Source organism: Stutzerimonas tianxiuensis, assembly GCF_053470365.1.
Genome location: NZ_JBPVWS010000006.1, coordinates 145,723 through 172,450 on the forward strand (window position 1 = coordinate 145,723; position 26,728 = coordinate 172,450).

The following is a 26,728-nucleotide window of genomic DNA, read 5'->3' on the forward strand; positions in this document are numbered from 1 at the left end:
GATGATGAAACTGCCGATCTATCAGGTCGATGCGTTTACCCAGCAGCTGTTCAAAGGCAACTCAGCCGCAGTGGTTCCGTTGGAGCATTGGCTGAGCGACGCACAGATGCAGGCCATCGCCGTGGAGAACAACCTGTCGGAAACGGCCTTTCTGGTGCGCGAGCCTGACGGTGCGTTTCTCATTCGCTGGTTTTCGCCGCTGACTGAAATCGACTTCTGCGGGCACGCCACCCTGGCCAGCGCCTTCGTGTTGTTGGGACAGAACTTGGCCACGGCTCCGCTGACTTTCCGTGCCGCTGCGGTAGGCGATATCAGCGTCGCCGAGTTGGATGATGGTTTGCTGGAGATGAGCTTTCCCAACCGTGCCCCGGAGTCCGTCGAGAATCCGCCGGTTGAGCTGTTCAACGGTCTTCGGACCTTGCCGCGGGCGGTGCTGCGAAACCGTCAGGCCTGGTTTGCCGTGTACGACGATGAGGATCAGGTGCGCCAGCTGGCACCCGACCTGTCGCTACTCAAAACGTTGGCACCATTGGATGTCGTGGCAACGGCGCCGGGTCGCCAGCAGGATTTCGTCTCGCGCTATTTCTGGCCGGCCAACGGCGGGGATGAAGATCCGGTCACCGGTTCCATCCATGCAGGCCTTGCGCCTTACTGGAGCGAGCGGCTGGGCAAGACGCAGTTGCTGGCGCTGCAGGCCTCACGCCGAAGCGGTTTGCTGCACTGCCGGGTCGAAGGCGAGCGCGTATTTGTCGCCGGGCATGCGGTCCTGTATTTGCAGGGCACGATCGAGGTGTAGTTCCCGGGCCGGGAACAGGGGCGCTCGCGTCACGCAGCGCCGCTATCGAGCCGGGCGCTAGAACGATTTCACGATCCGCCCGAGCAGCTCCATCGCTTTTTCGCTGCGCTCGTCCCAGGGGTGGCCGTAGTTCAGGCGTGCACAGTTGCGAAAGCGCCGGGTGGCTGAAAAGATCGGGCCTGGAGCGAGGCTGATGCCCTGCGCGAGCGCCAGCTGCAAAAATTGCAGCGAATCGACCCCCTCGGGAAATTCGAACCAGAGGAAGTAGCCGCCGCTGGGCCGCGTTACCCGGGTGCTGGCCGGGAAGTGACGCGCGGCGGAGGCAAGCATTTCGCCCTGTTGACGCTCCAGTGCATGACGCAATCTACGTAAATGGCGGTCGTAGCCGCCGTGTTGCAGATAATCAGCGATAGCCGCTTGGGCCGGCACCGAGGGTGAGATCGTCGTCATCAGCTTGAGGCGGCTGATCTGTTCGGCATAGCGACCGCCCGCCACCCAGCCGATCCGGTAACCCGGCGCCAGGCTTTTGGAAAAAGAGCCGCAATGCATCACCCATCCGTCACGATCGTGGCTCTTGACCGGTTTCGGCGGCTCCTGGTTGAAGTACAGCTCGGCGTAGACGTCGTCTTCAATCAGCGGTACCTGATGGCGCTGCAGCAGCGCATAGAGATTCTCTTTATTTGCCTCGCTCATGCTCGCACCGAGGGGATTCTGCAGGCTGCTCATGAACCAGCAGGCCTTGATTGGCAAGCTGCTCAGCCGGCTTTCCAGGGTGCTCAGGTCGATTCCGTCCCGCGGATGCACCGGGATTTCCACAGCCTTGAGCTTGAGCCGCTCCAGCACCTGCAAAGTGGCATAGAACGCGGGCGCTTCGATGGCGACCAGATCCCCCGGCTGGGTGACCACCTGTAAACAGAGATTCAACGCTTCCATGGCGCCGGTGGTGATTACCAGCTCGTCCAACGGCAGCATGACTCCGCTGACCATATAGCGCAGCGCGATCTGCCGGCGCAGGTCAGGGTGGCCGGTAGTCATCTCGGCGATCACTTCACGCCCCGGCATCTCGCGCACGGTGTGCGCCATTGAGCGCGCCAGGCGTTGCAGCGGGAACAAATCAGGACTGGGGAAGGCGGAACCGAACGGAACGGTGTTCGGATCGCGCAGCGAGGCGAGCACCGAGAACACCAGTTCGCTAACGTCGACATCAGTGGTTTCGCTCAGGCGCGGGCTGATCTCGGGCTCGGGAAGCAGGCGTCTGGCGTGCTCGCGGACAAAATAGCCCGAGCGCGCCCGGGCCTGGATCAAGCCGCGATCCTCCAGCAGGTAGTAGGCCTGGAAAACGGTGAAGGGACTAACGCCGTAGGTGCGGCTGGCATGGCGCACGGACGGCACCTTCTCACCTGGCGCCAGCACGCCGGAGCGGATCAGTTCGGCTATTTCGTCAGCGAATTTCTCGTAGCGCTTCATCTGCTTCCGCTTCAGCAAGGGGCAATATCTGTCAGCCGCGTGAGCGGGCTCGTGCGAGCTGCCACCATCCTACCGAACCCTCGGAGCAATGAAGGTACTTGGCGCCGTTACCTGGCGTGCCGGGTCGCTCGCGTCAGTGACCGAAAAGTGCAGTTTGTCGTGCGCACCCCCATTGGCGTCAACGAGCGCCACGCTGACCGGTACGTCGACGATCTCACCTGCGGTTAGGCTGATCTGGTGCGGGCCGTGCAGCTCGTAGGGGCCTTCGCCCAAGGTGATCAGATAGTCGCGCTGCTGCTGGGTTTTGTTGATCACTTTCAGGCTGTACATGTTTTCGATCTGGCCATGGATATTCTCTCGGTAGAGGGTGCGGTCCTTGGTTACATCCAGGGATAACGTCGGTCGCGCTTCCAACGCCCAGACGAAGGCACCGATCATAACTACCAGCGCTCCGGCATAGCCGATCAGACGCGGTCGCAGCAGCCTGGTCTGGTCGCCTTCGAGCGCACGTTCGGAGGTATAGCGGACCAGACCCCGGGCGTAACCCATCTTGTCCATGACGCTGTCACAGGCGTCGATACAGGCACCGCAACTCAGGCAGTCGAGTTGCAAACCGTCGCGGATATCGATGCCGGTGGGGCAGACCTGCACGCACAGCGTGCAGTCGATGCAGTCACCAAGACCCTCGGCGTGTGGATTGGCGTCTTTGCGCCGCGCGCCTCGTTGCTCACCCCGGGCGGTATCGTAGGACACCACCAGCGTGTCGGCATCGAACATCACACTCTGGAAGCGTGAATAGGGGCACATGTGCACGCACACCTGTTCACGCAGCCAGCCGGCGTTGATGTAGGTCGCGGCGGTGAAGAAGAAAATCCAGAACGCGGCGGTCCCGCCCAGCTGCAGGCTGAACAGGTCGATGACCAGTTCACGGACCGGGGTGAAATAGCCGACGAAGGCAATCGCCGTGGCCAGGCTCACGGCCAGCCAGACGGCGTGCTTGGCAGCGCGCCGTGACAGCTTGCTGAGTGACAGCGGGGCGGCGTCCAGCTTGATTCGCTGGCTGCGATCGCCCTCGGTGACTTTCTCAGCCCACATGAACAGCCAGGTCCAGGTGCTTTGCGGGCAGGCGTAGCCGCACCAGACGCGCCCCGCGAGCACGGTGATGAAGAACAAGCCGAAGGCGGCGATGATCAGCAACGCCGATAACAGGATGAAATCCTGCGGCCAGAATGTCGCCCCGAAGATATGGAACTGTTGTTTGGTCAGATCCCATAGCACCGCCTGGCGTCCGCCCCAGGTCAACCACTGGGTGCCGAAATAGAGCAGGAACAAAAGTCCACCGCCTATCAGGCGCAGATTGCGGAACAGGCCGGTAAAACTGCGGGTGTGAATCGGCCCGCCCGCCTGTGCCGGGGTCAAGCGGATCGGTTTGCGTGGATCGACGGTGTCGATGATTGTTGCGGGGATGCGTTCGGTCATTGGGGTGCCCCTGTCAGGCTATATCAGGCGGCGCCGATGATCTGATCAGGGTGTTTCGCATAACAGGCTCAGGTGCCGCTGAAAAATACGCATCAGATGGCCGCTGTGCTGGTTTGGATTTGCATCCGACGGTCCATCCAAGGCGTGCGCCGGCGTAGCGTAGGGTTTCGGCGACGACCTCGGTAAATTTGAACGTTGCACCGTGCCTGTAGCATGCGACGCCAGGCCACAGTCACCGCGAGCAGCTGATACGGTTTTTTCGTGCCCATCTGCACCTGTTTCGAGGCGCGCGAGGCAAGTCATAGTTCGTCGGCTGTGGCCGATGCGTGCTGTCAGCGCCCATTCCCGGCATGATTACCCGTTCCGCTCAACCGCTTGATAGGACCCCTGATGATTCTCAAAGGCCTGACCTGGCTGGTCATACTGCAGCTGCTCGGCAGCGTCATCCACCTCTCGCTGCTGCCCGCCTTGCCGGGCCCGATCATTGGCATGGTGTTGCTGTTTGCGCTGTTACTGCTGCGGCGAGGCATTCCTGAGCCCCTCGAGAAGACCGCTGCGCTGCTGTTGCAGTACTTGCCGTTGCTGCTCATCGTGCCGGCGGCGGGAATCATGACCAGCAGCGATGCGTTGCTCGCCGACCTGCCGGCTATTGCCGCCGGATTGGTCCTGTCGCTGGTGGTAACCGTGCCGTTCTGCGGTTGGCTGATGCAGACGCTGATCAGACGAATGGATCGGCAGCGTGAGGATCAGGCATGAGCGGCCTCGACTGGCGCAGCGTCTGGGCCATGACGCTGGATCATCCGCTGTTTTCCGTAGGGCTCACGCTGATTGCGTTTCAGCTAGCGCTGGCGCTCTACCGGCGCAGCGGCTGGCTGGTGCTGCAGCCGGTGATGGTTGGCATGTTGCTGGTGGTCGGCACGCTGTACCTGTGCGGCATCGACTATGCGAGCTATCGGGCCGATGCGTCGATGATCGCCGTCCTGGTCGGCCCTGCGACGGTCGCCTTGGCTGTGCCGTTGTACCGTCATATCCGCCGCATTCAGCAGCTGTTCTGGCCGATCGTTATCACCTTGGTGAGCGGCGGGGTGCTGGGCGTCGTCCTGACGCTGACCATTGCCGGCTTGTTGGGCGCGGACCTGGCCGTATTGATGAGCCTGTCGCCAAAGGCGGCAACCATGCCGATTGCCATGCTGGTGGCTGAGCAATTGGGTGGCCTCGCGTCGCTGGCGGCGGTCTTCGTCATGCTGACGGGCGTGATCGGTACGGCCTTGGGCCCGCTGTTGCTGGGTTGGGCTGGGGTCGATCACCCGGCGGCACGCGGTTTGAGCTACGGCATCAATGCGCACGCCATCGGTACGGCGCGGGCGCTGGAGGAGGGCGACGAGTGTGGCGCTTTCTCGGCGCTGGGAATGAGTCTGCTGGGCATCCTGATCGCGCTGTTCCTGCCGCTGGCACTGGGCTGACGCTGTTTTGCGGCCTCGAACCTGTTGCGATTGCTTCGGGTACGCCTAGGCTTAGGGCTCCCATCTCAGGAGCGGTCCCATGTTCGAGCAGTTCCAGCGTAGCGAGTGCGAGGTCAATGGCGTTCGGATCAACTATCGGAAGGGCGGCTCCGGTCCGCCCCTACTCTTGCTGCACGGCTACCCGCAAACCCATGTGATCTGGCACGAAATCGCCGATCAGCTGGCTGAACGCTTCACCGTCGTGGCGGCTGACCTGCGCGGTTACGGCGATAGCAGCAAGCCCGACGGCGGCGAGAATCACGTCGCCTATAGCAAGCGCGAAATGGCGCGGGATCAGGTCGAGCTGATGCGCGCGTTGGGCTTCGAGCGCTTCGACCTGCTCGCCCATGACCGCGGTGCGCGAGTCAGCCATCGGCTGGCGATGGATCACCCTGAGGCGGTACGGAGGATGATCCTGCTGGATATCGCGCCGACCCTGGCCATGTACAGCCAGACCGACGAAACCTTCGCGCGTGCCTATTGGCACTGGTTCTTTCTGATCCGCCCGGCGCCGCTGCCGGAAACCCTGCTCGAAGCGAACCCTGAACTCGTTCTGCAAAGCGCCGTGGCGACTCGTGCTGATCATGTGCACCCATTCACTGAGGCGGCTTACGCCGAGTACCTGCGTTGCATGAAGCAGCCGGGCACCATCCACGCGTTCTGCGAGGACTATCGGGCCAGTGCCGGTATCGACCTTGAGCATGACCGTGCTGATCGCGCCGCTGGCCGAATGATCCAGGCACCGTTACTGGTGCTCTGGGGGGCGCACGGAATCATCGAGCGATGCTTCGATCCGCTGGAGGAGTGGCGTGTGGTGGCGCAGGACGTACGAGGCAAGGCGTTACCGGCTGGGCACTATTTGCCTGAAGAGGTGCCCGAGTTGCTTCTGGAGGAAGTGCTTGCTTTTCTCGACTGACAAGCCGACGTATCGGTTTTTGCGATTGATTTGTGCGGAATAATCCAACCATGCACTCGCCGATCCAATAGAAGATGGCTTCATTCCGCCGCTCGGCGCCGACAGTCGAGACGGCCAGACATTGAGGCTTCTGCAATGATCGATATTCGTCCCCGCGTGGGCCTTGGCGCTGCTCAACACGGATGGCTGGATACGCGTCATCACTTCTCGTTCGCTGAATACCACGATCCGGCGCGCATGCACTGGGGCCATCTACGGGTCTGGAATGACGACAGCATCGCCCCGCACTCCGGATTCCCGACCCATCCGCACCGTGACATGGAAATCATCACCTATGTGCGCAAGGGTGCGATCACCCATGAGGACAGCCTCGGCAACCGCGGGCGGACCGTAGCCGGTGACGTGCAGGTGATGAGCGCGGGCAGCGGTATCGCCCACAGCGAATACAACCTCGAAGATGAGACCACCGAGATCTTCCAGATCTGGATCTATCCGGACCAGTCCGGCTTACCGCCCGCCTGGGGCACACGACCTTTTCCAGCAGGCGAGCGCGCTGGCAGCTTTGTCACTCTGGCCAGCGGCATGGACGAAGACAGCGACGCCCTGCCCATACGAGCCGATGCCCGTCTGGTTGCCGCGACACTTTCGGCCGGTCAGGTTGCCGAATACGACATTGGCCCGGACCGTAAGGTCTACCTAGTGCCTGCCAGCGGGCGTATCGCAATAGGTGAGCGAGTGGCGGCTGCAGGCGATGGAGTCGCCGTGCGAGATGAGACGCGGCTGAGCATCAAGGCGTTGGAAGACAGCGAAATTGTGCTGGTCGATGTGCGCTGAGCGTATCGACTGAAGCAGGAATACAACCCAGGAAGAGGAAACTGAAAATGGCAAAGATTCTCGTGCTGTACCACTCAATGTATGGCCACGTCGAAACCATGGCCAATGCAGTGGCCGAAGGTGCGCGTCGTGTGGAAGGGGCGGAAGTGACCGTCAAGCGCGTGCCGGAAACCATGCCGGAAGAGGCTTTCAAAAATGCAGGCGGCAAGGTTGACCAGGAGGCGCCGGTCGCCAATCCCTCGGAGCTGGCCGATTACGACGCGATCATTTTTGGTACGCCAACGCGCTTCGGCAACATGTCCAGCCAGATGCGCACCTTCCTCGACCAGACCGGCGGGCTCTGGGCCAAGGGCGCGCTGCATGGCAAGGTCGCCAGCGTGTTCACTTCCACCGGCACCGGCGGTGGCCAGGAGATGACCATTACCTCGACCTGGACCACCCTGGCGCACCACGGAATGATCATCGTGCCGACCGGCTATGGCATCGGCGAGTTCTTCGACATCTCCGAAATGAACGGCGGAACGCCTTACGGCGCTTCGACTATCGCTGGAGGTGATGGCTCGCGTCAGCCTTCGAACAAGGAACTGACCATTGCCCGCTATCAGGGCGAGCTGGTGGCCCAGACCACGGTGAAGCTGAAAAGCTGACCCACTGCCCATGGTGCCGAGGCGGCTTGGCTCGCCCGGCACCTCGGCGACCCGCGATCAATCGTTCCGCAGCAACCCGTACATCAGCTCGTCGACGTAGCCGCTGTCGCTGGCACGTTTGTAGGCCGCGCGCTGAGTACCCTCGTGGACAAAGCCCAGGCGTTCATAAAGCGCGATGGCACGGGGATTGTCCGCCTCAACTGTCAGCTCGATACGGGTGATGCCCGCTTGCCACAGCCGCGAGATCGCGTCCTGCATCATTGCAATGGCGACGCCTCGGCCTTGCGCTTCCGGCGCCACGGCCAAGGTTCCCAGGTAGGCCACATGGGCAGTGCGACCAACATGCCGCTGCGCCTTGTAGAAGCCCATCACTTCGCCATCGACCTCGTACAGGTAGAAACAGCCGCTCTCGAACAACGGGTCGAACACCTTGCTGAAAGCCTCCCGTGGCATCGGGTCGAAGCCGAGGAAAGGCACCACCGTTTCGTGCATGTAGATGTCGTAGACGCGATCGTAATCGGCAGGGGCAACCAGTCGGCGCATATGCATTTCCCTAGGGCAGTGGCGCAAACAGCGCCTCGATATCACTCGGCTCCAGTTGCCAGCCGCCTTGCTCACCGGCGTCCAGCACGCCGGAAGCCAGTTCGGCTTTGCGTTGCTGCAGTTGCTGGATCTTCTCTTCGACGGTAGCTCTGGCGATCAGCTTGTAGACGAATACCGGCTTGTCCTGACCGATGCGGTGGGCGCGGTCGGTGGCCTGGTTTTCCGCGGCCGGGTTCCACCAGGGGTCGTAATGGATCACGGTGTCGGCCGCGGTCAGGTTCAAGCCGGTACCGCCAGCTTTCAGGCTGATCAGGAATAGCGGGACGTCCCCGTTCTGGAACCGCTTGACCGGGGTGCGCCGGTCCTTGGTTTCGCCGGTGATCTGAACGTAGTCGATGGCGCGGCTCTGCAGCTCGTCTTCGATCAATGCGAGCATCGAGGTGAACTGTGAAAACAACAGGATCCGCCGGCCTTCAGCGAGCAGTTCAGTCAGCATCTCCATCAGGCTATCGAGTTTGCCTGAGGTGCCGCCACGAACTGGTCGCACGGCTTCGCCCTTGACCAGGCGCAGATCACAGCACACCTGACGCAGCTTGAGCAGTGCATCGAGGATAACGATCTGGCTGCGCGCCAGGCCTTTGCGGTCAATCTCCTCGCGGACCTTGCTGTCCATGGCCAGTCGTACGGCTTCGTACAGGTCGCGCTGAGCCGGGCTGAGTTCGACCCAGTGCAGGATCTCGGTTTTCGGCGGCAGCTCCTGGGCAACCTGCTCTTTACGCCGCCTGAGCAGGAAAGGTTTTATCCGTTTGCTGAGGTGCTCCAGCCGCTCGGCGTCGCCGTGTTTCTCGATGGGCGTGCGGTAGTCCCGGTTGAATTGCTTGGTGTCACCCAGCCAGCCGGGCATGAGGAAATGAAACAGCGACCAGAGTTCGCCCAGATGGTTTTCCAGCGGCGTGCCGGTCAGGCAGAGGCGCTGGCGGGCGTCCAGGCGTCCGGCGGCTTGTGCCGCCTTGCTGCTGGCATTCTTGATGTTCTGGGCTTCATCGAGCACCAGCACATGCAGCGGTGTTTCTGCGAGCAGGTCGATGTCTTTGGGCAGCAGCGCATAGGTGGTGAGCAGCAGATCGTAATCGCCCAGATGCTGGTAGAGCTTTCGACGTGTCGTCCCATGCAGCGTCGCGACTTTCAGTGACGGCGCGAAGCGGGCCGCTTCGTCCTGCCAATTGGGGATAAGCGTGGTGGGCATCACGACGAGCGAGGGGCGGTCCAGCTTGCCGGCTTGCTTCTCGAGTAACAGGTGAGCAAGGGTCTGCAATGTTTTACCCAGGCCCATGTCGTCGCCCAGGATACCGCCGACCGCGAGGGTCCGTAGGGTTTGCATCCAGCGCAGGCCATCCAGCTGATAGGGGCGCAGCGTTGCGTTCAGACCCTGCGGTGGGCTGATGTCCTGCGCGCGGTAGTCGCGCAGTCGCTGGGCGAACTCCCGCAAGTGCTCGCCACCCTTCCATTGCAAGGGAAGCGCATCCAGTTCGGCCAGCCGCGCTGCATCGGATCGCTCCAGCCGAAGGTTTTCGCCGTTTGGCTGTTCCTGCAGATATAGCTCGGACAGAGTGGCGAGGATGGGCTTCATACGACCAAAAGGCAGCAACACTTGCAGTGGCTGATCATCGCCGTCACGGCGTCGGGCAAGTTGCACCCGAAGGGTCTCGTCGTCGTTGCGTTGCGCCAGCGCTTGCGCTGAAAGCAGGGCCGGGTTGCGCCTGATCAGGCTGAGCAGAACCGGCAACAGACTGATCCGCTCACCTTCGACGATGATGCCCAGTTCTAGGTCGAACCAGCTGTGCTCGGGCGGTTCGTCGACCTCGGCATACCAGGCATCAATCTGTGTCACGTCATAAGCAAAGCCGGGCTGCATGACCACTTGCCAGCCTTGCTCGCGCAGCGGGGAGAGCTGGGTCTGCGTGAAAGTGAGCCAGGCCGCCTCGTTCTGCAGCTCGAACATCTCTGCCGAGTCCTTGGGAAGCGCCAGGCTCTGACGCAGCGCCGGACGGAAACCCAGTTGCTGCAATTGCTGGCGCAGTGCCTGCTCGACGTCTGGCTGGCGGGCAATGCTAAGCACGCGAGCGCCTTCGGTCTGCCGGACACGCTGGCCAGGCTTGGCTTTGCCGTGAACCTGAGTGCGGCCGTAGAGGAAACTCAGCCCAGCACGATGCTGGTGCTCGCTGACCATGCGCCCGCTGCTGGGCTGGTAGTTGACCGCCTGATGACTGCCGAGGCTCAGGTGGGGCAGGGGGAGCAGATCATCGACCTGATGTTCTTCAGGCTTGGCGGGGGCCGGCAGCTGTGGGGCGATTTCATGCAGCGTCAGGCTGAACAGGGCGGCCTGGGCGGACGGCACCGCAGGTGCATCGAGCAGGTGTCGGGCCAGCGACATCGGCAGACCGTGATCGACCAAGCCCAGTTCGTTCCGGGTCCTGTCGAAGTAGTACAGCGGGTCCACAGTGCTGATCAGTTGGCCGTCGGTATCGGCCATGTCCAGGCCAGGCTTGAAGCTGCCGTCGGATTGCTCGTTCCAGCTGAAGCGCGCCTGGCGGGTTCTTCCGGGCTGCAGAGGGGGCTGATCCCAACTGAGAGAGGCGCGACCGGTCTGGAGAATCAGTCGCAGGATTTCGCCGCCGTTTTCGCCGTTCGGGTTGACCCCGTTACCTGACGTGCGGCCCAGCGTAGCCAGTGCGGTAATGCGTAGATCCAGCGGTTGCATGAAGTTTGGCTGGCGAAAGCCGGCTTCACGCAGACCGTAGTAGGGCTGTCGCTCGCCCCATGTGCCGTCTTTGTGTTGGCGCGCCTTGTAGACCTCTATGGTGAAGTCAGGGCATAACAGATACTGCAGACACCAGCCTTGGCCGGCTTGGAGGTTGTCGCCCAACGCCTGCGGGAGTTGCGATAGCCACTGTTCCAGCCGGTCAGGGAAGCGCTCGCCGGACTGCTCGCTCTGCTTGGCAGGCAAGCGCTCGGCTCTCGTTTCGAGGGTTGCTATCAGGGCTGCGCAATGCTTGCAGTTGAGACCAACCGGGCAGCTACAGATGCAGCTGAGCCTGCCATCGCGGGATAGCTCAAGCGATTGACGATAGACGCTGCCACCTGAACCGCGACACGTCGCTTCGACGTAACGCGAATCCTCCCGCACGAGCCTGATGCGGTCCTCCGCTGCGTACTGCTGGCCCCTGGCGATAGCGTTTTCAGAAAACGGCAATCGCCAGGGGCCTGGCAGGTTGGGAAGAAAGTCACCCTGCATCGGCGGGTCGGGTGACGAGCACGGGCATCATCGGCATCGTTACGGCTTTTCCACGGACAAACGTTCGAGTAATGCTTCGAGCGTGTTGAAGCGCTCCTCGGCACGCTCCATCGGCACCTGAAACTTGAACATCGTGGCGCCTTCGAATTTGTAGCGGTTGGGCTGGCTCTGGATCAGTTTGATCAGCACCATCGGGTCGACACTGGTGTCCGCGGCGAACTCGATGCGCCCGCCCTGAGGACCTGCGTCGATCTTGGTGATACCGAGGCTGGCGGCCTGCAACTTGAGCAAGGTTAACCTGACCAGGTGCTTGGCCGGCTCCGGCAGCAGTCCGAACCGATCGATCATCTCCACTTGCAGTTCGCGCAGGCCGTTCTCATCGGCAGCATTGGCGATGCGCTTGTAGAGAATCAGGCGTGCATGTACATCCGGCAGATAATCTTCCGGGATGAGCGCCGGAACGCGCAGGTTGATTTCCGGGCCGCCGCCGAGCGGCTGGTCGAGGTTCGGCTGTTCACCTTTCTGAATGGATTTGACCGCGCGCTCGAGCATTTCCATATAGAGGGTGAAGCCGACCGCCTGGATTTGCCCGCTCTGACCATCGCCAAGCAACTCGCCCGCGCCGCGAATCTCCAGATCGTGGGTGGCCAGGACAAAACCAGCCCCGAGATCCTGCGCATTGGCGATGGCTTCCAGGCGCTTTTCAGCGTCGGGCGTCATGGCCTTGCGTGGCGGCGTCAGCAGGTAGGCATAGGCCTGGTGGTGGCTCCGGCCGACCCGGCCGCGGAGCTGGTGCAGTTGAGCCAGGCCGAACTTGTCGGCACGCTCGATGATGATGGTGTTGGCGCTCGGTACGTCGATGCCCGTTTCAATAATGGTCGAGGCGATCAACACGTTGAAGCGCTTGTGATAGAAGTCGCCCATCACCTGTTCGAGCTCACGCTCGCGCATCTGCCCGTGACCTACGCCGATACGCGCTTCCGGGACCAGTTCGGCGAGATCAGCGGCGCACTTCTCGATCGTCTTCACGTCGTTGTGCAGGTAATAAACCTGGCCGCCGCGCAGCAGCTCGCGCAGTAGCGCCTCTTTGATCACGGAGTTTTGCTGCTCCATGACAAAGGTGCGTACTGACAGTCGACGCGCCGGCGGCGTGGCGATGATGGACAGATCGCGCATCCCCGCGACGGCCATGTTCAGCGTGCGCGGAATCGGCGTGGCGGTCAGGGTCAGAATGTCGACTTCACTGCGCAGCGCCTTGAGCTGTTCCTTCTGGCGCACCCCGAAGCGGTGCTCTTCGTCGATGATCACTAAGCCCAGATTGGTGAACTTCACATCGTCTTGCAGCAGCTTGTGGGTGCCGATGAGGATGTCGACTTTGCCTTCGGCCAACTGGTCGACCGCGGCCTGAATCTCCTTGGCGGACTTGAAGCGGCTCATCACTTCGACGCGCACCGGCCAGTCGGCGAAACGGTCACGGAAGCTGTTGTAGTGCTGCTGCGCGAGTAGGGTGGTGGGCACCAGCACTGCCACCTGACGGCCGCTGTGCACCGCGATGAAGGCCGCTCGCATGGCGACTTCGGTCTTGCCGAAGCCCACATCGCCGCAGATCAGGCGGTCCATGGGCTTGGGCGCGAGCATGTCGTGACGTACGGCTTCGATGGCGGCCTGCTGGTCCGGCGTTTCTTCGAACGGGAAGCCAGCGCTGAATGTTTCGTAGTCCAGCTGCGGATCTTCGAAGGCGTAGCCTTCGCGTGCGGCGCGACGGGCATAAATGTCGAGCAGCTCCGCAGCAACATCGCGAACCTGTTCGGCGGCCTTGCGCTTGGCTTTTTGCCAGGTTTCCGAACCCAGGCGGTGCAGCGGGGCGAGGGCGTCGTCACTGCCGGTGTAGCGGGCAATCAGGTGCAGGCTGGAGACCGGCACGTAGAGTTTGGCGTCCTCAGCGTACTGCAGCATGAGGAATTCGGCGGCCTGGCCTTCGATTTCCAGCGTGACCAGGCCGTGATAACGACCGACACCGTGGTCGATGTGCACCACCGGTGCGCCTTCGCGCAATTCGGTGAGGTTCTTGATGACATTCTCACCGGCATCACGCCCTTTTTCACGCCGACGGCGCTGCATGATGCGTTGGCCGAACAGCGGGCTTTCCGCGATGAGCGCGATAGCCGGATCCTGCAAAAGCAGGCCGTCGTCCAATGGTGCGATCGAGATGGCTAAACGCTCACCACTTTCGACAAACTGCGGCCAGCCTGAAACTTCCAGCGGGCGTAGCTTCAGTCGCGCCAGTAGCTCCAGCAGGACTTCACGGCGACCAGCCGATTCGGCGGTGAAGAGTACGCGACCGGGAAACTCATCGAGGAAACGGCGAAGCGCACCGAGCGGCTCGCTGGCCTTGGCATCGATCGCCAGTTCCGGGAAGCGACTGGCGGCAAAGCGCTCGCGACCGATGCCGCTTTCCACATCGTCCTGGCTGGCCACGACGCGTGGCCACAGCTTCAGGTGAGCGAAGCAATCCTCGACGGCCATGAACAATTCGGCCGGGGGCAACAAAGGCCGCTCAGGGTCGACGCGACGCTCTTCGTAGCGAGTACGTACGTCTTTCCAGAAGTGCTCTGCGGCCTGCTCGATACCCGGCAGCGAAAACACCTGGGTGTCCTCCGGCAGGTAATCGAACAGCGTGGAGGTCTCGTCGAAGAACAGCGGCAGGTAGTACTCGATCCCGGCCGGGGTGATGCCGGTGGACAGATCCTGGTAGACCGGGCAACGGCGGAAATCCACATCGAAGCGTTCACGGAAGCGCGCGCGGAAGCCAGTGACCGACTCCTTCTTCAGCGGGAATTCGCGAGCTGGCAGCAGGCGGATCGAGTCGACCTTGTCGATGGATCGCTGGTTTTCCGGATCGAAGGTGCGCAGCGTTTCGATTTCGTCGTCGAACAGGTCGATACGGTAGGGCAGGGGGCTGCCCATCGGGAACAGGTCGATCAGCGCGCCGCGCACTGCAAACTCGCCATGCTCGTACACCGTATCGACGCAGCGATAGCCGGCCGCTTCGAGGCGGGCACGCATCTGCTCGACATCGAGTTTCTGGCCGACATCCAGTACAAGACTGGAACCGAGCAAAAAACGCTTCGGGGCGAGTTTGTGTAGCGCTGTGGTAATGGGAACTACCAGAACGCCGTGAGTCAGCTCTGGCAGCTGATAGAGCGCTGCGATCCGTTGGGAGATGATGTCCTGATGCGGTGAAAAAACGTCATAGGGCAGCGTCTCCCAGTCGGGAAAGTGCAGAACCGGCAAGTCGGGCGCAAAGAAGGCAAGCTCTTCCTGCAGGCGTTCGGCGCTCTGGCTGTCGGCGGTCAGGAGGAGAGTGAATCGGTCTGCGTTGCTGGCGGCTTCGGCAATGGCCAGGCTCAGCGCAGCTCCAGGAAGGTTGCCCCAGGTTTGCTTGCCGCTGGCGGCAGGCATGGGCGGAAGGCGCAATACGGACACGAGTGGGCGTGGCTCCGGTCGATAAAAAATGGACCGCCGGGATTGTAACTATCCGCGCGGAACGCTGTCAGTGTTTCGGCTGCACAGATTGCCGACGCTAGGGTGCGGCGGCATAATGTAGCCCTTTTTCTCAGCCCCTACATGTTGGAAGGAACTGCCCGTGACTCAGAAGCCCGACCAGTGTCTTGGTGAATGGATTGATCGAGAAGCCCTCGCCGAAGCGATGATTCCGCTGATTGGTCAGCTGTATCGTAACAACAACGTGGTGACTTCCATCTATGGCCGTGGGTTGATCAACCGTTCGGTCATCGCACTGCTCAAAGCACATCGCTTTGCGCGTCACCGTCAGGCTGACGAAGCCGAGCTGTGCGTCAATGAAACTCATCAGATTCTTACCACCATGAGCCAGATGGACTTGGGTGCCGCTTCGGTGGACCTGGGTAAAGTCGTGGGGAAGTTCAAGGCTGAGGGGAACGGTCGCAGCCTTGACCAGTTCGTGCGTGACGAGCTGGCTGAAGTCGCTGGCAAGCGCAACACCACCGGCGTCCACAAGGGCACCGATGTTGTGCTCTATGGTTTCGGTCGTATCGGTCGCTTGCTCGCCCGCATCCTGATTGAAAAGACGGGCGGCGGCGATGGCCTGCGTCTGCGTGCCATTGTCGTGCGCAAGGGGGCTGACAACGATCTGGTCAAGCGCGCCAGCCTGCTGCGCCGCGATTCGGTGCATGGTCCGTTCGAAGGCACCATCCACATCGACGCCGAAAACAACACCATCACTGCCAATGGCAACCTGATTCAGGTGATCTATTCGAACGATCCTGCTTCGGTGGATTACACCGAGTACGGCATCGAAAACGCTCTGCTGGTCGACAACACCGGTAAATGGCGCGACGCGGAGGGTCTCAGCCAGCACCTCAAGTGCCCGGGTGTTGCCCGTGTTGTGCTGACTGCGCCTGGCAAGGGCGAGTTGAAGAACATCGTTCATGGCATCAACCATGGCGAGATCACGGCTGACGACAAGATTGTTTCTGCAGCGTCCTGCACCACCAACGCAATCGTGCCGGTGTTGAAGGCGGTCAATGACCAGTACGGCATCGTGAATGGTCATGTCGAGACTGTGCATTCCTACACCAACGACCAGAACCTGATCGACAACTTCCATAAAGGCAGTCGTCGTGGTCGTAGCGCTGCGCTGAACATGGTCATCACCGAAACGGGTGCTGCGACAGCTGCCGCCAAGGCGTTGCCGGTGCTCAAGGGCAAGCTGACCGGCAACGCCATTCGCGTTCCGACGCCGAACGTTTCCATGGCGATTCTCAATCTGAACCTGGAAAAGGCAACGAGCCGCGAAGAAATCAACGAGTACCTGCGCCAGATGGCCATGCATTCGGACCTGCAGAAGCAGATCGACTTCGTTAATTCGCAGGAGGTTGTTTCAAGCGATTTCGTAGGCTCTCGTCACGCAGGCGTAGTGGATGCTGAGGCCACGATCTGCAGCGACAACCGTGTCGTTCTGTATGTCTGGTACGACAACGAGTTCGGCTACAGCTGTCAGGTGGTGCGCGTGATGGAAGACATGGCGGGCGTAAACCCACCTGCGTTTCCACGCTAACAGGCAGCTAGCACTGCAGACAAAACGGGAGCTTCGGCTCCCGTTTTTCATTTTTCAGCTCGCCGCGTATGCCGTATTCATCGTACTTGCAGGCGAAGCGTCAATAGTCGGTTGCGGATGACCGCTTGTCTTCAGTCAAAAAATTGGAAGGCCTTGGGTGGTCAGTCACGTGTCGCGGCCTCTATAATCGGGCGGATTTCTACCTGGGCCCGTGGCATAGCGTCGCGCCAATATATTTTTGGTGCGCGTCGTGCAATTCGACCTTCAGCTAAATCGCTGGGCCTGTAAAAAAGTCTTTCAAAATCAGTGGTTAGGCGAGCCGATGATCAATATTAAACGTGGGCTAGATTTGCCCATTGCAGGTGCGCCGGCGCAGCGTATCGAGGCCGGAAGGCCCGTGCGAAGCGTCGCCGTAGTAGGGTTTGACTACCCTGGCATGAAACCGACCATGGAAGTTCAGGTCGGTGATCGCGTGAAACTGGGTCAGGTATTGTTTTCCGACAAGAAGATACCTGGCGTCCACTTCACCGCCCCCGGTGCGGGTGTTGTAAGCGCGATACACCGTGGCGAAAAGCGCGTCCTGCAATCGGTGGTCGTCGATTTGGAGGGCACCGAAGAGCTGACTTTCAACCAGTACGGTTCGACCGAGCTGGAAGGCCTGGGTGACGAGAAGGTCCGTGAGAATTTGCAGCAAGCCGGTCTCTGGGCTGCGTTGCGCACTCGTCCGTACAGCAAAGTTCCGGCTATCGATGCCGTGCCGAGCTCAATCTTTGTCACTGCCATTGATACTCATCCGTTGGCTGCCGACCCAGCAGTGATCATTGCGGAGCGGGCTGCTGATTTCGAAGCAGGGCTCAAGGTTCTTGGCAATCTGGGTAAGCTATTTCTGTGCAAGGCCGATGGCGCTTCGCTGCCCGGCGAACAGGTTGCCAAAGTTCAGACTGAGCGCTTCGCTGGTCCGCATCCTGCGGGTCTAGCTGGCACGCATATCCATTTCCTGGATCCAGTAAGCGCCACCAAAAGCGTGTGGACGGTCGGTTATCAGGATGTGATTGCGATCGGTGCGCTGTTTCTGACCGGTAAGCTTTCGGTGGAGCGTGTGGTCTCGTTGGCCGGCCCGGTCGTAGAAACCCCGCGTCTGGTACGCACTCGCCTGGGCGCCAATCTTGATGAACTGACCGCCGGCGAGCTGCAGCCCGGCGCAAATCGTGTCGTGTCCGGGTCTGTCCTGGGCGGTCGTACAGCGCATGGCGCTTTTGCGTTTCTAGGTCGCTATCACCAGCAGGTGTCCTGTCTGCGCGAAGGCAAGGAGCGGGAAATGCTGCACTACCTGCGTGCCGGTAGCGATAAGCACTCGATCCTCAATATCTACATCTCCAAGTTGATGGGCGGCAAGAAATTCGCTTTCTCAACTTCCACCAACGGCAGCCCGCGCGCCATGGTGCCGGTTGGCAACTACGAAGAGGTCATGCCGCTCGACATTCTTCCAACCCAGCTGCTGCGCTCGCTGATCGTTGGAGATACCGAGGTTGCGCAGAAACTGGGTTGCCTCGAGCTCGATGAAGAAGACCTGGCGTTGTGCACTTACGTCTGTGCCGGCAAGTACGAGTACGGCCCGATCCTGCGAGACAATCTGACCCGTATCGAGAAGGAGGGTTAAGGCATGGGCATTCGCGAATTCCTCGACAAGATCGAGCACAACTTCGAAAAGGGCGGCAAGTACGAGAAGTGGTACGCGCTCTACGAAGCGGCGGACACCTTCCTCTATCGTCCGGGCAGCGTTACCAAGACCACTGCTCATGTGCGTGATGGCATTGACCTGAAGCGGATGATGATTACCGTCTGGCTCTGCACCTTTCCGGCCATGTTCTTTGGTATGTGGAACACCGGTTATCAGGCCAACCTGATCTACGCACAAAGCCCTGATCTGCTTGCTGTACAGGAAGGCTGGCAGTTTGCACTGATCAGTGCGTTGGCGGGTTTCGATCCAACCAGTGCGTGGGATAACTTTATCCAGGGCGCAGCGTACTTCCTGCCGGTTTATGCGGTCACCTTCATCGTCGGTGGCTTCTGGGAAGTACTTTTCGCTTCGATCCGCAAGCATGAGGTCAACGAGGGCTTCTTCGTTACCTCGGTCCTGTTCGCGCTTACGCTGCCGCCTAGCATCCCGCTTTGGCAGGTCGCACTGGGTATCAGCTTCGGTATCGTTATCGGTAAGGAAATCTTTGGCGGCACTGGTAAGAATTTCCTCAACCCTGCTCTGACTGGTCGTGCGTTTCTGTTCTTCGCCTACCCGGCACAAATGTCCGGCGACGCGGTTTGGACTGCAGTCGACGGCTATGCCAGCGCCACTGCTCTTAGCCTCGGTTTTGCCGGTGGCATAGAAAACGTTGTGGAAAGCGGTATCACCTGGATGGACGCCTTTGTCGGCACCATTCATGGTTCGCTGGGCGAAACCAGTACGCTGGCTATCTTCATTGGCGGCGCGGTACTGCTGATGACCAAGATTGCGTCGATGCGTATCGTTGCCGGCACCATGATCGGCATGATCGCACTGAGCTCTTTGTTCAATCTGATCGGTTCGGACAGCAATCCATTGTTCGCCATGCCTTGGTACTGGCACATGGTGGTGGGTGGTTTCGCCTTTGGTCTGATCTACATGACCACCGACCCCGTGTCGGCTGCGATGACCAATACCGGTAAGTGGGTCTATGGCATTTTCATCGGTGTGATGGTGGTGCTGATCCGTGTAGTTAACCCGGCCTTCCCTGAGGGCATGATGCTGGCAATTCTATTTGCCAACCTCTGTGCTCCCTTGATTGACCACTTCGTCATCCAGGCCAATATCAAGCGGAGGCTGGCGCGCAATGTCTAGTCAAAAAGAATCCACTGTCCGTACGCTGATAGTGGCCCTGCTGGTTTGTCTGGTGTGCTCGGTATTTGTTGCCGGTGCGGCTGTCGCATTGCGCCCGACACAGCTGGAGAACCGTCAGCTCGACAAGCAGCGCAGCATTCTGGCGATTGCCGGGCTCGGTGAGGCCGGTATGTCCGGCGCCGAGGTGAAGGCGCTGTATAAAGAGCGCATCGTCGCCAAGCTGGTCAATCTCGAAACTGGCAAGTTCAGCGACGAGTTCGATCCGAATACCTTCGATCCACTGGTTGCTGCGAAGGACCCACAGCTGTCCGATGCACTGCCGCCAGAGCAGGACATCGCTTCGATCAAGCGTCGCGAGAAATATAGCGTCGTGTATATCGTCGAAACCGAGGGAGAGCTGGATACTCTGGTACTGCCGGTGCGTGGCTATGGTCTGTGGTCGACGCTCTACGGTTTCCTTGCCCTTCAGGAGGATCTGAATACCGTGGCGGGCCTCGGCTTCTACCAGCACGGTGAAACACCAGGCCTGGGTGGTGAAGTCGACAATCCCAAGTGGCGCAGCCTCTGGGAAGGCAAGGAGCTGTACAACGAGGATGGAGAGCTGGCGATTCAGATCGTCAAAGGTGGAGTCGATCCGCAGAGCCCGAAAGCCGACCATCAGGTCGATGCACTGGCCGGCGCAACGCTGACCAGTAATGGGGTCAACAATCTGTTGCACTTCTGGCTCGGTGAGAACGGCTTCGGTCCTTTTATCGCTAACCTGCGCGCTGGGGAGGCTTGAGTATGTCGCAACCTACTATTAAGGAAGTCCTGTTAAATCCGGTCTTCAACAACAACCCCATCGGCCTGCAGATCCTCGGGATCTGCTCGGCGTTGGCGGTTACCTCCAACCTGAAGACAGCGTTGGTCATGTCCATCGCGCTGACACTGGTTGTGGCATTCTCCAACCTGTTCATCTCGATGATCCGCAGCCAGATTCCTGGTTCGATCCGCATGATCGTGCAGATGGTGATCATTGCGTCACTGGTTATTCTGGTCGATCAGGTGCTCAAGGCTTACGCGTTCTCCTTGTCCAAGCAGCTCTCGGTCTTCGTCGGTCTGATCATCACCAACTGTATCGTGATGGGTCGGGCCGAGGCGTTTGCCATGCAGAACCCGCCGGTGCTTTCGTTCTTTGACGGGCTCGGCAACGGCCTGGGTTACAGCGCCATGCTGATCGCGCTCGGGATCATTCGCGAGCTGTTCGGTGCGGGTAAATTGATGGGCTACACCATTCTTCCGGTCGTCAATGACGGTGGCTGGTATCTGCCGAATGGCCTGCTGTTGTTGCCGCCTTCTGCGTTCTTCCTGATCGGTCTGTTCATATGGGGCATCCGTAGCTGGAAGCGGGAGCAGGTCGAGAAGCCGTCCTTCAAGATGGCGCCTCAGGTCTCGAACAAGGAGGCTTATTAATGGAACACTACATCAGCCTGTTCGTCCGTGCCGTGTTCATCGAGAACATGGCCCTAGCGTTCTTCCTTGGCATGTGTACCTTCATCGCAATCTCGAAGAAGGTCGAAACGGCTATCGGTCTGGGTATCGCGGTCATCGTGGTGCAGGCCATCACCGTTCCAGCCAACAACCTGATCTACACCTACCTGCTGAAGGCCGGTGCGTTGTCCTGGGCTGGCCTGCCGGAAGTCGATTTGAGCTTCCTCGGCCTGCTGAGCTACATCGGCGTAATCGCGGCGATCGTTCAGATCCTGGAGATGACCCTCGACAAGTACGTACCCAGCCTCTACAACGCGCTGGGCGTGTTCCTGCCGTTGATCACCGTGAACTGCGCCATCATGGGTGGCACGCTGTTCATGGTAGAGCGCGATTACAACCTGGCTGAAAGTGTGGTCTATGGCATGGGTTCGGGGTTGTCCTGGGCGCTTGCTATCGCCTTGCTTGCCGGGATTCGCGAAAAGCTCAAGTACAGCGATGTGCCGGAAGGCCTTCAGGGCCTCGGGATCACCTTCATCACCATCGGACTGATGTCGCTGGGCTTCATGTCTTTCTCTGGCGTACAGCTGTAAGGACGGGATGAACTGATGAGTTACGAAATTTTCCTCGCCATCGGCATGTTCACCGCCATCGTGCTTGCACTGGTTGTGATCATCCTCGCGGCGCGCGCCAAGCTGGTCTCCAGCGGCGACGTGAGCATCGAGATCAACGGCGAACGCACCATTACGGTCCCTGCTGGCGGCAAATTGCTGCAAACCTTGGCGGCCAACAATATCTTCCTGTCGTCTGCCTGCGGCGGCGGTGGTACCTGCGCGCAGTGCAAGTGCATCGTCGAAAGCGGTGGCGGCGAGATGCTGCCGACGGAGGAGTCTCACTTCACCCGTCGTGAAGCTGGGGAAGGCTGGCGCTTGTCCTGTCAGACGCCGGTCAAGGCAAACATGCAGATCGAAGTCCCGGAAGAAGTGTTCGGCGTCAAGAAATGGGAATGCACGGTTCTGTCCAACCCCAACGTGGCGACCTTCATCAAGGAACTCACCTTGAAGCTGCCGGAAGGCGAGAACGTAGACTTCCGTGCGGGTGGTTATGTGCAGCTGGAATGCCCGCCTCATGAAGTCCGTTACAAGGACTTCGATATCCAGGAGGAATATCGCGGCGACTGGGACAAGTTCAACCAATGGAAGTATGTGTCGAAGGTCGAGGAGACTGTGATTCGTGCGTACTCCATGGCGAACTACCCGGAGGAAGTGGGGCTGGTGAAGTTCAATATCCGTATCGCTTCGCCACCCCCAGGCAAAGATGATCTGCCGCCTGGCCAGATGTCCTCCTGGGTCTTCAGCCTGAAGCCTGGTGACAAAGTGACGGTGTACGGACCGTTCGGCGAGTTCTTCGCCAAAGACACCGACGCGGAAATGGTCTTCATCGGCGGCGGTGCGGGTATGGCGCCCATGCGTTCTCACATCTTCGACCAGCTCAAGCGTTTGAAATCCAAGCGCAAGATGAGTTTCTGGTACGGCGCGCGCTCGATGCGCGAGGCCTTCTACGTCGAAGAATACGATCAGCTGCAATCCGAAAACGACAACTTCCAGTGGCATCTTGCATTGTCCGACCCGCAACCTGAAGACAACTGGGAAGGTCCGACTGGCTTCATTCACAACGTGCTGTACGAGAACTATCTGAAGGACCATCCGGCGCCTGAGGATTGTGAGTTCTACATGTGCGGCCCGCCAATGATGAACGCCTCGGTGATCAAGATGCTCACCGACCTCGGCGTCGAACCGGAGAACATCCTTCTCGACGACTTCGGCGGATAGTATGACCCATGCGTTACTTCAGCCCGTCATCGTTGCCGCCCTGGCGGCAGCCCTGACGGGCTGTCTGTTTCAGGACAAGGTAGAAAGTTTCGGCGGGCCCACCATGGGCAGCACTTATTCTGTGAAGTATGTGGCCGATGACGCCGCTGTTTCCAAAGAGCAGTTGCGAGACGAGACGGAGGCAATTCTGGCCAAGATCGACAGCCAGATGTCGACCTACCGTGCCGACTCGGATATCGAGACGTTCAATGCGCTACCCCCCGGCGCGTGCATGGCCATGCCCGGCGAGGTTCTTGAGCTTTTTCGCGCCGGCCAGCAGCTCTCGAAGGAAAGCGCAGGCGCTTTTGATCTGACGGTAGAACCCTTGCTTGATCTCTGGGGCTTCGGTCCCCATGGAACCGGCGAGCGGGTGCCTTCTGCCGACGAGATCGCCGCGGCTCGAGAAAACATGGGGCATCAGCATATTCGGATTGATGGCGAACAGCTTTGCAAGGATGTAGCCGTACAGGTTGATTTCAATAGCATCGCTGCCGGCTACGCAGTGGAACGGGTAACCGCCAACCTGGAGGCTTCCGGCGTTCGTCGTTACCTCGTCGAGATCACTGGAGAGCTCAAAGCGCTTGGCCGTAAGCCCGATGGGGCGCCCTGGCGAATTGCAATCGAGGCGCCGCATGACAATGAGCGAGTAGCCCAGCGGATTGTCGAGCTCAATGGCTATGGAGTGTCCACGTCAGGCGACTATCGCAACTATTTCGAGCGTGACGGCAAGCGTTATTCGCATACGCTTGATCCGGTAACCGGCGCGCCGATCGATCATCACCTGGCCGCCGTGACGGTTGTCGATCGCTCGACATTGAGGGCAGATGGGTTGTCTACTGTATTAATGGTGCTCGGCCCCGAGCGTGGTCTGGCGTACGCGACGGAGCGAGACATTGCGGCGTTCTTCGTAATTCGTGAAGGACAGGAATTCATTAGCAAAAGCACTGAGGCCTTTGATGAGCTATTCGGTGTGGGAGTAGGCGAATGACTTGGTTAATCGTTTTTCTGGTCATGTTGCTGGTGGTGTTCGGCATGTCCATCGGCGTGATCATGGGTCGAAAGCCCATCGCCGGCTCCTGCGGGGGCATTGCCAATCTTGGCATCGAAAAAGAGTGTTCGATTTGCGGCGGGAGCCGTGAGAAGTGTGAAGAAGTCAATGAACAGGCGAGCCACGGTGATAAAGCAGATCTCGCGTACGACGCGACCAGACGCTGACAGCCGACTTGATCGAAAGCTCGGGATATTCAGTGTCCCGAGCGTTGGTCTTTGCATGCAAGGTCGAGGCAAACCGTCCACCGGCGCAATGAGCCACTTGGCGGCGCGCCGATAAGCAACTTCCGCTACCCGGTTTCCCGAATTCGTTAACAGCGGCAGGGCTGCCTGCTGCCTGGTCTGGGGTGAATATGGCTGTCTACAATTACGATGTGGTGATATTGGGCTCGGGCCCTGCCGGCGAAGGCGCGGCGATGAACGCGGTCAAGGCCGGGCGCAAGGTCGCTGTGGTCGACAGCAGGCCTCACGTGGGTGGTAACTCGACCCATCTGGGTACCATCCCGTCCAAAGCGCTGCGCCACTCGGTACGGCAGATCATGCAGTACAACACCAACCCTTTGTTTCGTCAGATCGGTGAGCCTCGTTGGTTTTCGTTTCCCGACGTCCTGAAGAGTGCCGAAAGCGTAATTGCCAAGCAGGTCACCTCCCGTACGGGCTATTACGCGCGTAACCGAATTGATATCTTCTTTGGCACCGCCAGCTTTGCTGACGAGCAGACCGTGGAAGTGGTCAGTGCTAACGGGATGGTTGAAACTCTGGTTGCCAACCAGTTCATCATCGCGACTGGATCTCGTCCCTATCGCCCTGATGATGTCGACTTTTCTCACCCGCGTGTCTACGACAGCGACACTATTCTCACCTTGAGCCATACCCCGCGTCGTCTGATTATCTACGGGGCAGGCGTGATCGGTTCCGAGTACGCATCGATCTTCAGCGGCCTCGGTGTGCTGGTTGACTTGATCGACAATCGTGACCAGCTGCTCAGCTTCCTCGATGACGAGATTTCCGATGCGCTCAGCTATCACCTGCGCAACAACAACGTGCTTATCCGTCATAACGAGGAGTATGAGCGCGTTGAGGGTGTGGACAACGGCGTGATCCTGCATCTGAAGTCGGGCAAGAAGATCAAGGCCGATGCCTTCCTCTGGTGTAACGGTCGAACCGGCAATACCGACAAGCTCGCCTTGGAAAATATCGGCCTTAAAGTCAACAGCCGCGGTCAGATCAAAGTCGACGAGCATTACCGCACTGATGTCGGCAACATCTATGCGGCGGGCGACGTAATCGGTTGGCCATCACTGGCGAGCGCCGCTTACGACCAGGGGCGTTCTGCGGCGGGCAGTATCGTGGAGAACGACAGCTGGCGTTTCGTCGATGATGTGCCTACCGGTATCTACACCATTCCGGAGATCAGTTCGATCGGCAAGAACGAGCGTGAACTGACTGAAGCGAAGGTGCCGTACGAGGTGGGCAAAGCGTTCTTCAAGGGCATGGCACGTGCGCAGATTTCAGCCGAGCCGGTCGGTATGCTGAAAATCCTGTTCCATCGCGAGACGCTGGCGGTACTGGGTGTGCATTGCTTTGGCTATCAGGCTTCGGAAATTGTCCATATTGGCCAGGCGATCATGAACCAGCCGGGCGAGGCAAACACCCTTAAGTATTTCATCAATACAACCTTCAACTACCCGACCATGGCCGAGGCCTACCGCGTCGCCGCCTTCGACGGGCTAAACCGGCTTTTTTGAGCGGCTCCGACCGGTGGCCTGAGCCGGTCGGGGAAGATACACGAGGGTGGCGTTGGCCAAATCGGGAAAGTTTTTAGGGCAGGATTTCAGGCCGCCAGTGATGGCGGCCTTGCTTTACGCGTTGCGTAGCGTCGTCACGGCGAGGCCGGGATAGTCGGTGATCAGGCTGTCAACACCGAAATCTGCAAGTCGACGCATCAAGCCCGGATCGTTCACCGTCCAGACCGAGACGTGCAGGCCAAGTTGACGCGCTTTGGCGATTCGCTCAGGCGTGCATAGGGTCCACTTCAGTGCCAATAGCGAGCAATCATATTGCTTGGCCACTTTCAGCGGGTCGAGCCAGGCATATTCGGCGACCAGGCCGCAGGAAAGCTCAGGTGTCAGTCGTTTCAAGGCGCGCAGTACCTCTCGCGAACCTGATGTCACGGTGACCCGGTCAAGCAAACCATGACGTTCGGCTAGCGCTTTAATCGCCAATACGGAGCGCGCGGCGCGAACGCGCGAAGCACTTTTAACTTCCAGCTGCCAGTGGTCGAATTCGCACTGTTCGAACAGCTCTTCTAGGCGCGGTATGGGGCATGGCTGTTTCCAGCTGGGGCCTCCCTGGCGCGCGTCGTATTGGGTCAGTTCTTCTGCATCATGCTCGACGACCTTGCCGCGTCTTCCTGTGGTGCGCTTGAGCGTCGGGTCATGGATGACCATCAGCTCACCATCTTTGGAAAGATGCAGGTCGAGTTCGCAGCGACGAACGCCGTGAGCGAGGCACTGTTTGAAACTGGCCAGGGTGTTTTCAGGCGCCTCACCCTTTGCGCCGCGGTGGCCATAGATTAGCGTCACGGTTGTCTCTCTGGTTGTGATGACGAAGGATGTTGGGGATGGACAACGCTGTCGATCACCCGGTTACCCTCGAAATAGACGGAAAAGTCGCGGTAATCCCAGCGAGTGATCGGTGGCTGTCCAACAGCCGGGTGTTCCTCATCGGCCAGACCGAAATGATCAAGCACATCGATTTTCGCGTCCCCGCGGCTGGGGAGCGGGAGGTTGACCAGGCCTTGCTGGCCGAGCGGGATCTTGATGTCTTCAGCGTTTGCAGGCGCGTTAAGGCTGGTAATCAGCAGTAGCAGCAGAAGAGGGCGCATC

General features: G+C 59.9%; 23 protein-coding genes. 16 read left to right on the plus strand and 7 right to left on the minus strand.

The features are described from left to right. The first annotated feature begins 16 nt into the window (after positions 1–16). Positions 17–796, plus strand: coding sequence for a PhzF family phenazine biosynthesis protein (locus tag ACSSNI_RS09980; protein WP_200638175.1), 780 nt, complete (start codon positions 17–19; stop codon positions 794–796). Between the two features lie 57 nt (positions 797–853). On the opposite strand, the gene mapR is transcribed toward ACSSNI_RS09980, so the two are convergent. Both mapR and ccoG read right to left on the minus strand, forming a co-directional pair. Further along, entirely contained in the window at positions 854–2,263 is a 1,410-nt protein-coding gene (mapR, locus tag ACSSNI_RS09985; RefSeq protein ID WP_200637702.1) for a GntR family transcriptional regulator MpaR, read from the minus strand. Positions 2,264–2,332: 69 nt separating this feature from the next. Beyond that, the gene (gene ccoG / locus ACSSNI_RS09990; RefSeq protein WP_200637703.1) at positions 2,333–3,742 is read right to left on the minus strand and encodes a cytochrome c oxidase accessory protein CcoG; all 1,410 of its coding nucleotides are present in this window, start codon (positions 3,740–3,742) and stop codon (positions 2,333–2,335) included. A 390-nt stretch (positions 3,743–4,132) separates the two neighbouring features. On the opposite strand from ccoG, the gene ACSSNI_RS09995 reads away from it, so the two are divergent. From ACSSNI_RS09995 to wrbA, 5 genes are all read left to right on the plus strand, one after another. Continuing rightward, positions 4,133–4,498: a CidA/LrgA family protein gene (locus ACSSNI_RS09995; protein ID WP_200637704.1), complete on the plus strand. Its 366-nt coding sequence runs from the start codon at positions 4,133–4,135 to the stop codon at positions 4,496–4,498. Further along, entirely contained in the window at positions 4,495–5,205 is a 711-nt protein-coding gene (locus ACSSNI_RS10000) for an LrgB family protein (RefSeq protein WP_200637705.1), read from the plus strand. Before ACSSNI_RS09995 ends, ACSSNI_RS10000 begins: the two co-directional genes overlap by 4 nt. A 79-nt stretch (positions 5,206–5,284) precedes the next feature. Next, positions 5,285–6,160 carry an alpha/beta fold hydrolase gene (locus ACSSNI_RS10005; protein ID WP_200637706.1) on the plus strand — a complete coding sequence of 292 codons (876 nt, stop codon included), beginning with the start codon at positions 5,285–5,287 and terminating at the stop codon, positions 6,158–6,160. 135 nt (positions 6,161–6,295) lie between these two features. Next, positions 6,296–6,994 (plus strand): pirin family protein, encoded by a 699-nt coding sequence (locus ACSSNI_RS10010; RefSeq protein WP_200637707.1) that lies wholly within the window; start codon positions 6,296–6,298, stop codon positions 6,992–6,994. Between the two features lie 47 nt (positions 6,995–7,041). Next, positions 7,042–7,641 carry an NAD(P)H:quinone oxidoreductase gene (gene wrbA / locus ACSSNI_RS10015; protein WP_102834841.1) on the plus strand — a complete coding sequence of 200 codons (600 nt, stop codon included), beginning with the start codon at positions 7,042–7,044 and terminating at the stop codon, positions 7,639–7,641. 57 nt (positions 7,642–7,698) lie between these two features. Here wrbA and ACSSNI_RS10020 read toward each other — a convergent pair whose 3' ends face one another. Genes ACSSNI_RS10020 through mfd form a run of 3 tightly spaced genes read right to left on the minus strand, consistent with a single transcriptional unit; the run spans position 7,699 to position 14,965 of the window. Beyond that, positions 7,699–8,184: a GNAT family N-acetyltransferase gene (locus ACSSNI_RS10020; RefSeq protein WP_234484444.1), complete on the minus strand. Its 486-nt coding sequence runs from the start codon at positions 8,182–8,184 to the stop codon at positions 7,699–7,701. 10 nt (positions 8,185–8,194) lie between these two features. Beyond that, the gene (locus ACSSNI_RS10025; RefSeq protein WP_234484445.1) at positions 8,195–11,479 is read right to left on the minus strand and encodes a DEAD/DEAH box helicase; all 3,285 of its coding nucleotides are present in this window, start codon (positions 11,477–11,479) and stop codon (positions 8,195–8,197) included. A 39-nt stretch (positions 11,480–11,518) separates the two neighbouring features. After that, a complete protein-coding gene (gene mfd / locus ACSSNI_RS10030; protein ID WP_200637711.1) occupies positions 11,519–14,965 on the minus strand; it encodes a transcription-repair coupling factor in 3,447 nt (1,148 codons plus the stop codon). 160 nt (positions 14,966–15,125) lie between these two features. Between mfd and ACSSNI_RS10035 the strand changes: the two genes are divergently transcribed. From ACSSNI_RS10035 to sthA, 10 genes are all read left to right on the plus strand, one after another. Next, complete coding sequence (locus tag ACSSNI_RS10035; protein WP_200637713.1) at positions 15,126–16,577, plus strand: glyceraldehyde-3-phosphate dehydrogenase; 1,452 nt, start codon at positions 15,126–15,128, stop codon at positions 16,575–16,577. Positions 16,578–16,899: 322 nt separating this feature from the next. Next, a complete protein-coding gene (locus ACSSNI_RS10040; protein WP_102834837.1) occupies positions 16,900–18,237 on the plus strand; it encodes a Na(+)-translocating NADH-quinone reductase subunit A in 1,338 nt (445 codons plus the stop codon). 3 nt (positions 18,238–18,240) lie between these two features. Beyond that, positions 18,241–19,452, plus strand: coding sequence for an NADH:ubiquinone reductase (Na(+)-transporting) subunit B (locus tag ACSSNI_RS10045; RefSeq protein WP_102834836.1), 1,212 nt, complete (start codon positions 18,241–18,243; stop codon positions 19,450–19,452). After that, positions 19,445–20,233: a Na(+)-translocating NADH-quinone reductase subunit C gene (locus tag ACSSNI_RS10050; protein ID WP_102834835.1), complete on the plus strand. Its 789-nt coding sequence runs from the start codon at positions 19,445–19,447 to the stop codon at positions 20,231–20,233. Before ACSSNI_RS10045 ends, ACSSNI_RS10050 begins: the two co-directional genes overlap by 8 nt. Beyond that, positions 20,230–20,904: an NADH:ubiquinone reductase (Na(+)-transporting) subunit D gene (locus ACSSNI_RS10055; RefSeq protein ID WP_178114591.1), complete on the plus strand. Its 675-nt coding sequence runs from the start codon at positions 20,230–20,232 to the stop codon at positions 20,902–20,904. Before ACSSNI_RS10050 ends, ACSSNI_RS10055 begins: the two co-directional genes overlap by 4 nt. Continuing rightward, positions 20,904–21,512 (plus strand): NADH:ubiquinone reductase (Na(+)-transporting) subunit E, encoded by a 609-nt coding sequence (gene nqrE, locus ACSSNI_RS10060; protein WP_102834833.1) that lies wholly within the window; start codon positions 20,904–20,906, stop codon positions 21,510–21,512. The genes ACSSNI_RS10055 and nqrE overlap by 1 nt, the downstream gene beginning before the upstream one ends. A gap of 12 nt (positions 21,513–21,524) precedes the next feature. Further along, entirely contained in the window at positions 21,525–22,751 is a 1,227-nt protein-coding gene (gene nqrF, locus ACSSNI_RS10065; protein WP_178114644.1) for an NADH:ubiquinone reductase (Na(+)-transporting) subunit F, read from the plus strand. A 103-nt stretch (positions 22,752–22,854) separates the two neighbouring features. After that, complete coding sequence (locus ACSSNI_RS10070; RefSeq protein WP_234484486.1) at positions 22,855–23,778, plus strand: FAD:protein FMN transferase; 924 nt, start codon at positions 22,855–22,857, stop codon at positions 23,776–23,778. After that, positions 23,775–24,005, plus strand: coding sequence for a (Na+)-NQR maturation NqrM (nqrM, locus tag ACSSNI_RS10075; protein ID WP_102834830.1), 231 nt, complete (start codon positions 23,775–23,777; stop codon positions 24,003–24,005). Before ACSSNI_RS10070 ends, nqrM begins: the two co-directional genes overlap by 4 nt. A 188-nt stretch (positions 24,006–24,193) precedes the next feature. Further along, positions 24,194–25,588: a Si-specific NAD(P)(+) transhydrogenase gene (gene sthA / locus ACSSNI_RS10080; RefSeq protein ID WP_102834829.1), complete on the plus strand. Its 1,395-nt coding sequence runs from the start codon at positions 24,194–24,196 to the stop codon at positions 25,586–25,588. Positions 25,589–25,702: 114 nt separating this feature from the next. Here sthA and ACSSNI_RS10085 read toward each other — a convergent pair whose 3' ends face one another. Both ACSSNI_RS10085 and ACSSNI_RS10090 read right to left on the minus strand, forming a co-directional pair. Then, entirely contained in the window at positions 25,703–26,425 is a 723-nt protein-coding gene (locus ACSSNI_RS10085; RefSeq protein ID WP_200637717.1) for a glycerophosphodiester phosphodiesterase, read from the minus strand. Then, positions 26,422–26,727 carry a phosphodiesterase gene (locus tag ACSSNI_RS10090; protein WP_102834827.1) on the minus strand — a complete coding sequence of 102 codons (306 nt, stop codon included), beginning with the start codon at positions 26,725–26,727 and terminating at the stop codon, positions 26,422–26,424. Before ACSSNI_RS10090 ends, ACSSNI_RS10085 begins: the two co-directional genes overlap by 4 nt. Position 26,728: the final 1 nt, after the last annotated feature.

Excerpts from the sequence above, each read along its gene's own strand:
- mapR (WP_200637702.1), bottom strand. The coding sequence starts at position 2,263 with ATGAAGCGCTACGAGAAATTCGCTGACGAAATAGCCGAACTGATCCGC.
- ccoG (WP_200637703.1), bottom strand. The coding sequence starts at position 3,742 with ATGACCGAACGCATCCCCGCAACAATCATCGACACCGTCGATCCACGC.
- ACSSNI_RS09995 (WP_200637704.1), top strand. The coding sequence starts at position 4,133 with ATGATTCTCAAAGGCCTGACCTGGCTGGTCATACTGCAGCTGCTCGGC.
- ACSSNI_RS10000 (WP_200637705.1), top strand. The coding sequence starts at position 4,495 with ATGAGCGGCCTCGACTGGCGCAGCGTCTGGGCCATGACGCTGGATCAT.
- ACSSNI_RS10005 (WP_200637706.1), top strand. The coding sequence starts at position 5,285 with ATGTTCGAGCAGTTCCAGCGTAGCGAGTGCGAGGTCAATGGCGTTCGG.
- ACSSNI_RS10010 (WP_200637707.1), top strand. The coding sequence starts at position 6,296 with ATGATCGATATTCGTCCCCGCGTGGGCCTTGGCGCTGCTCAACACGGA.
- wrbA (WP_102834841.1), top strand. The coding sequence starts at position 7,042 with ATGGCAAAGATTCTCGTGCTGTACCACTCAATGTATGGCCACGTCGAA.
- ACSSNI_RS10020 (WP_234484444.1), bottom strand. The coding sequence starts at position 8,184 with ATGCGCCGACTGGTTGCCCCTGCCGATTACGATCGCGTCTACGACATC.
- ACSSNI_RS10025 (WP_234484445.1), bottom strand. The coding sequence starts at position 11,479 with ATGCAGGGTGACTTTCTTCCCAACCTGCCAGGCCCCTGGCGATTGCCG.
- ACSSNI_RS10040 (WP_102834837.1), top strand. The coding sequence starts at position 16,900 with ATGATCAATATTAAACGTGGGCTAGATTTGCCCATTGCAGGTGCGCCG.
- ACSSNI_RS10045 (WP_102834836.1), top strand. The coding sequence starts at position 18,241 with ATGGGCATTCGCGAATTCCTCGACAAGATCGAGCACAACTTCGAAAAG.
- ACSSNI_RS10050 (WP_102834835.1), top strand. The coding sequence starts at position 19,445 with ATGTCTAGTCAAAAAGAATCCACTGTCCGTACGCTGATAGTGGCCCTG.
- nqrE (WP_102834833.1), top strand. The coding sequence starts at position 20,904 with ATGGAACACTACATCAGCCTGTTCGTCCGTGCCGTGTTCATCGAGAAC.
- ACSSNI_RS10070 (WP_234484486.1), top strand. The coding sequence starts at position 22,855 with ATGGGCAGCACTTATTCTGTGAAGTATGTGGCCGATGACGCCGCTGTT.
- nqrM (WP_102834830.1), top strand. The coding sequence starts at position 23,775 with ATGACTTGGTTAATCGTTTTTCTGGTCATGTTGCTGGTGGTGTTCGGC.
- sthA (WP_102834829.1), top strand. The coding sequence starts at position 24,194 with ATGGCTGTCTACAATTACGATGTGGTGATATTGGGCTCGGGCCCTGCC.
- ACSSNI_RS10090 (WP_102834827.1), bottom strand. The coding sequence starts at position 26,727 with ATGCGCCCTCTTCTGCTGCTACTGCTGATTACCAGCCTTAACGCGCCT.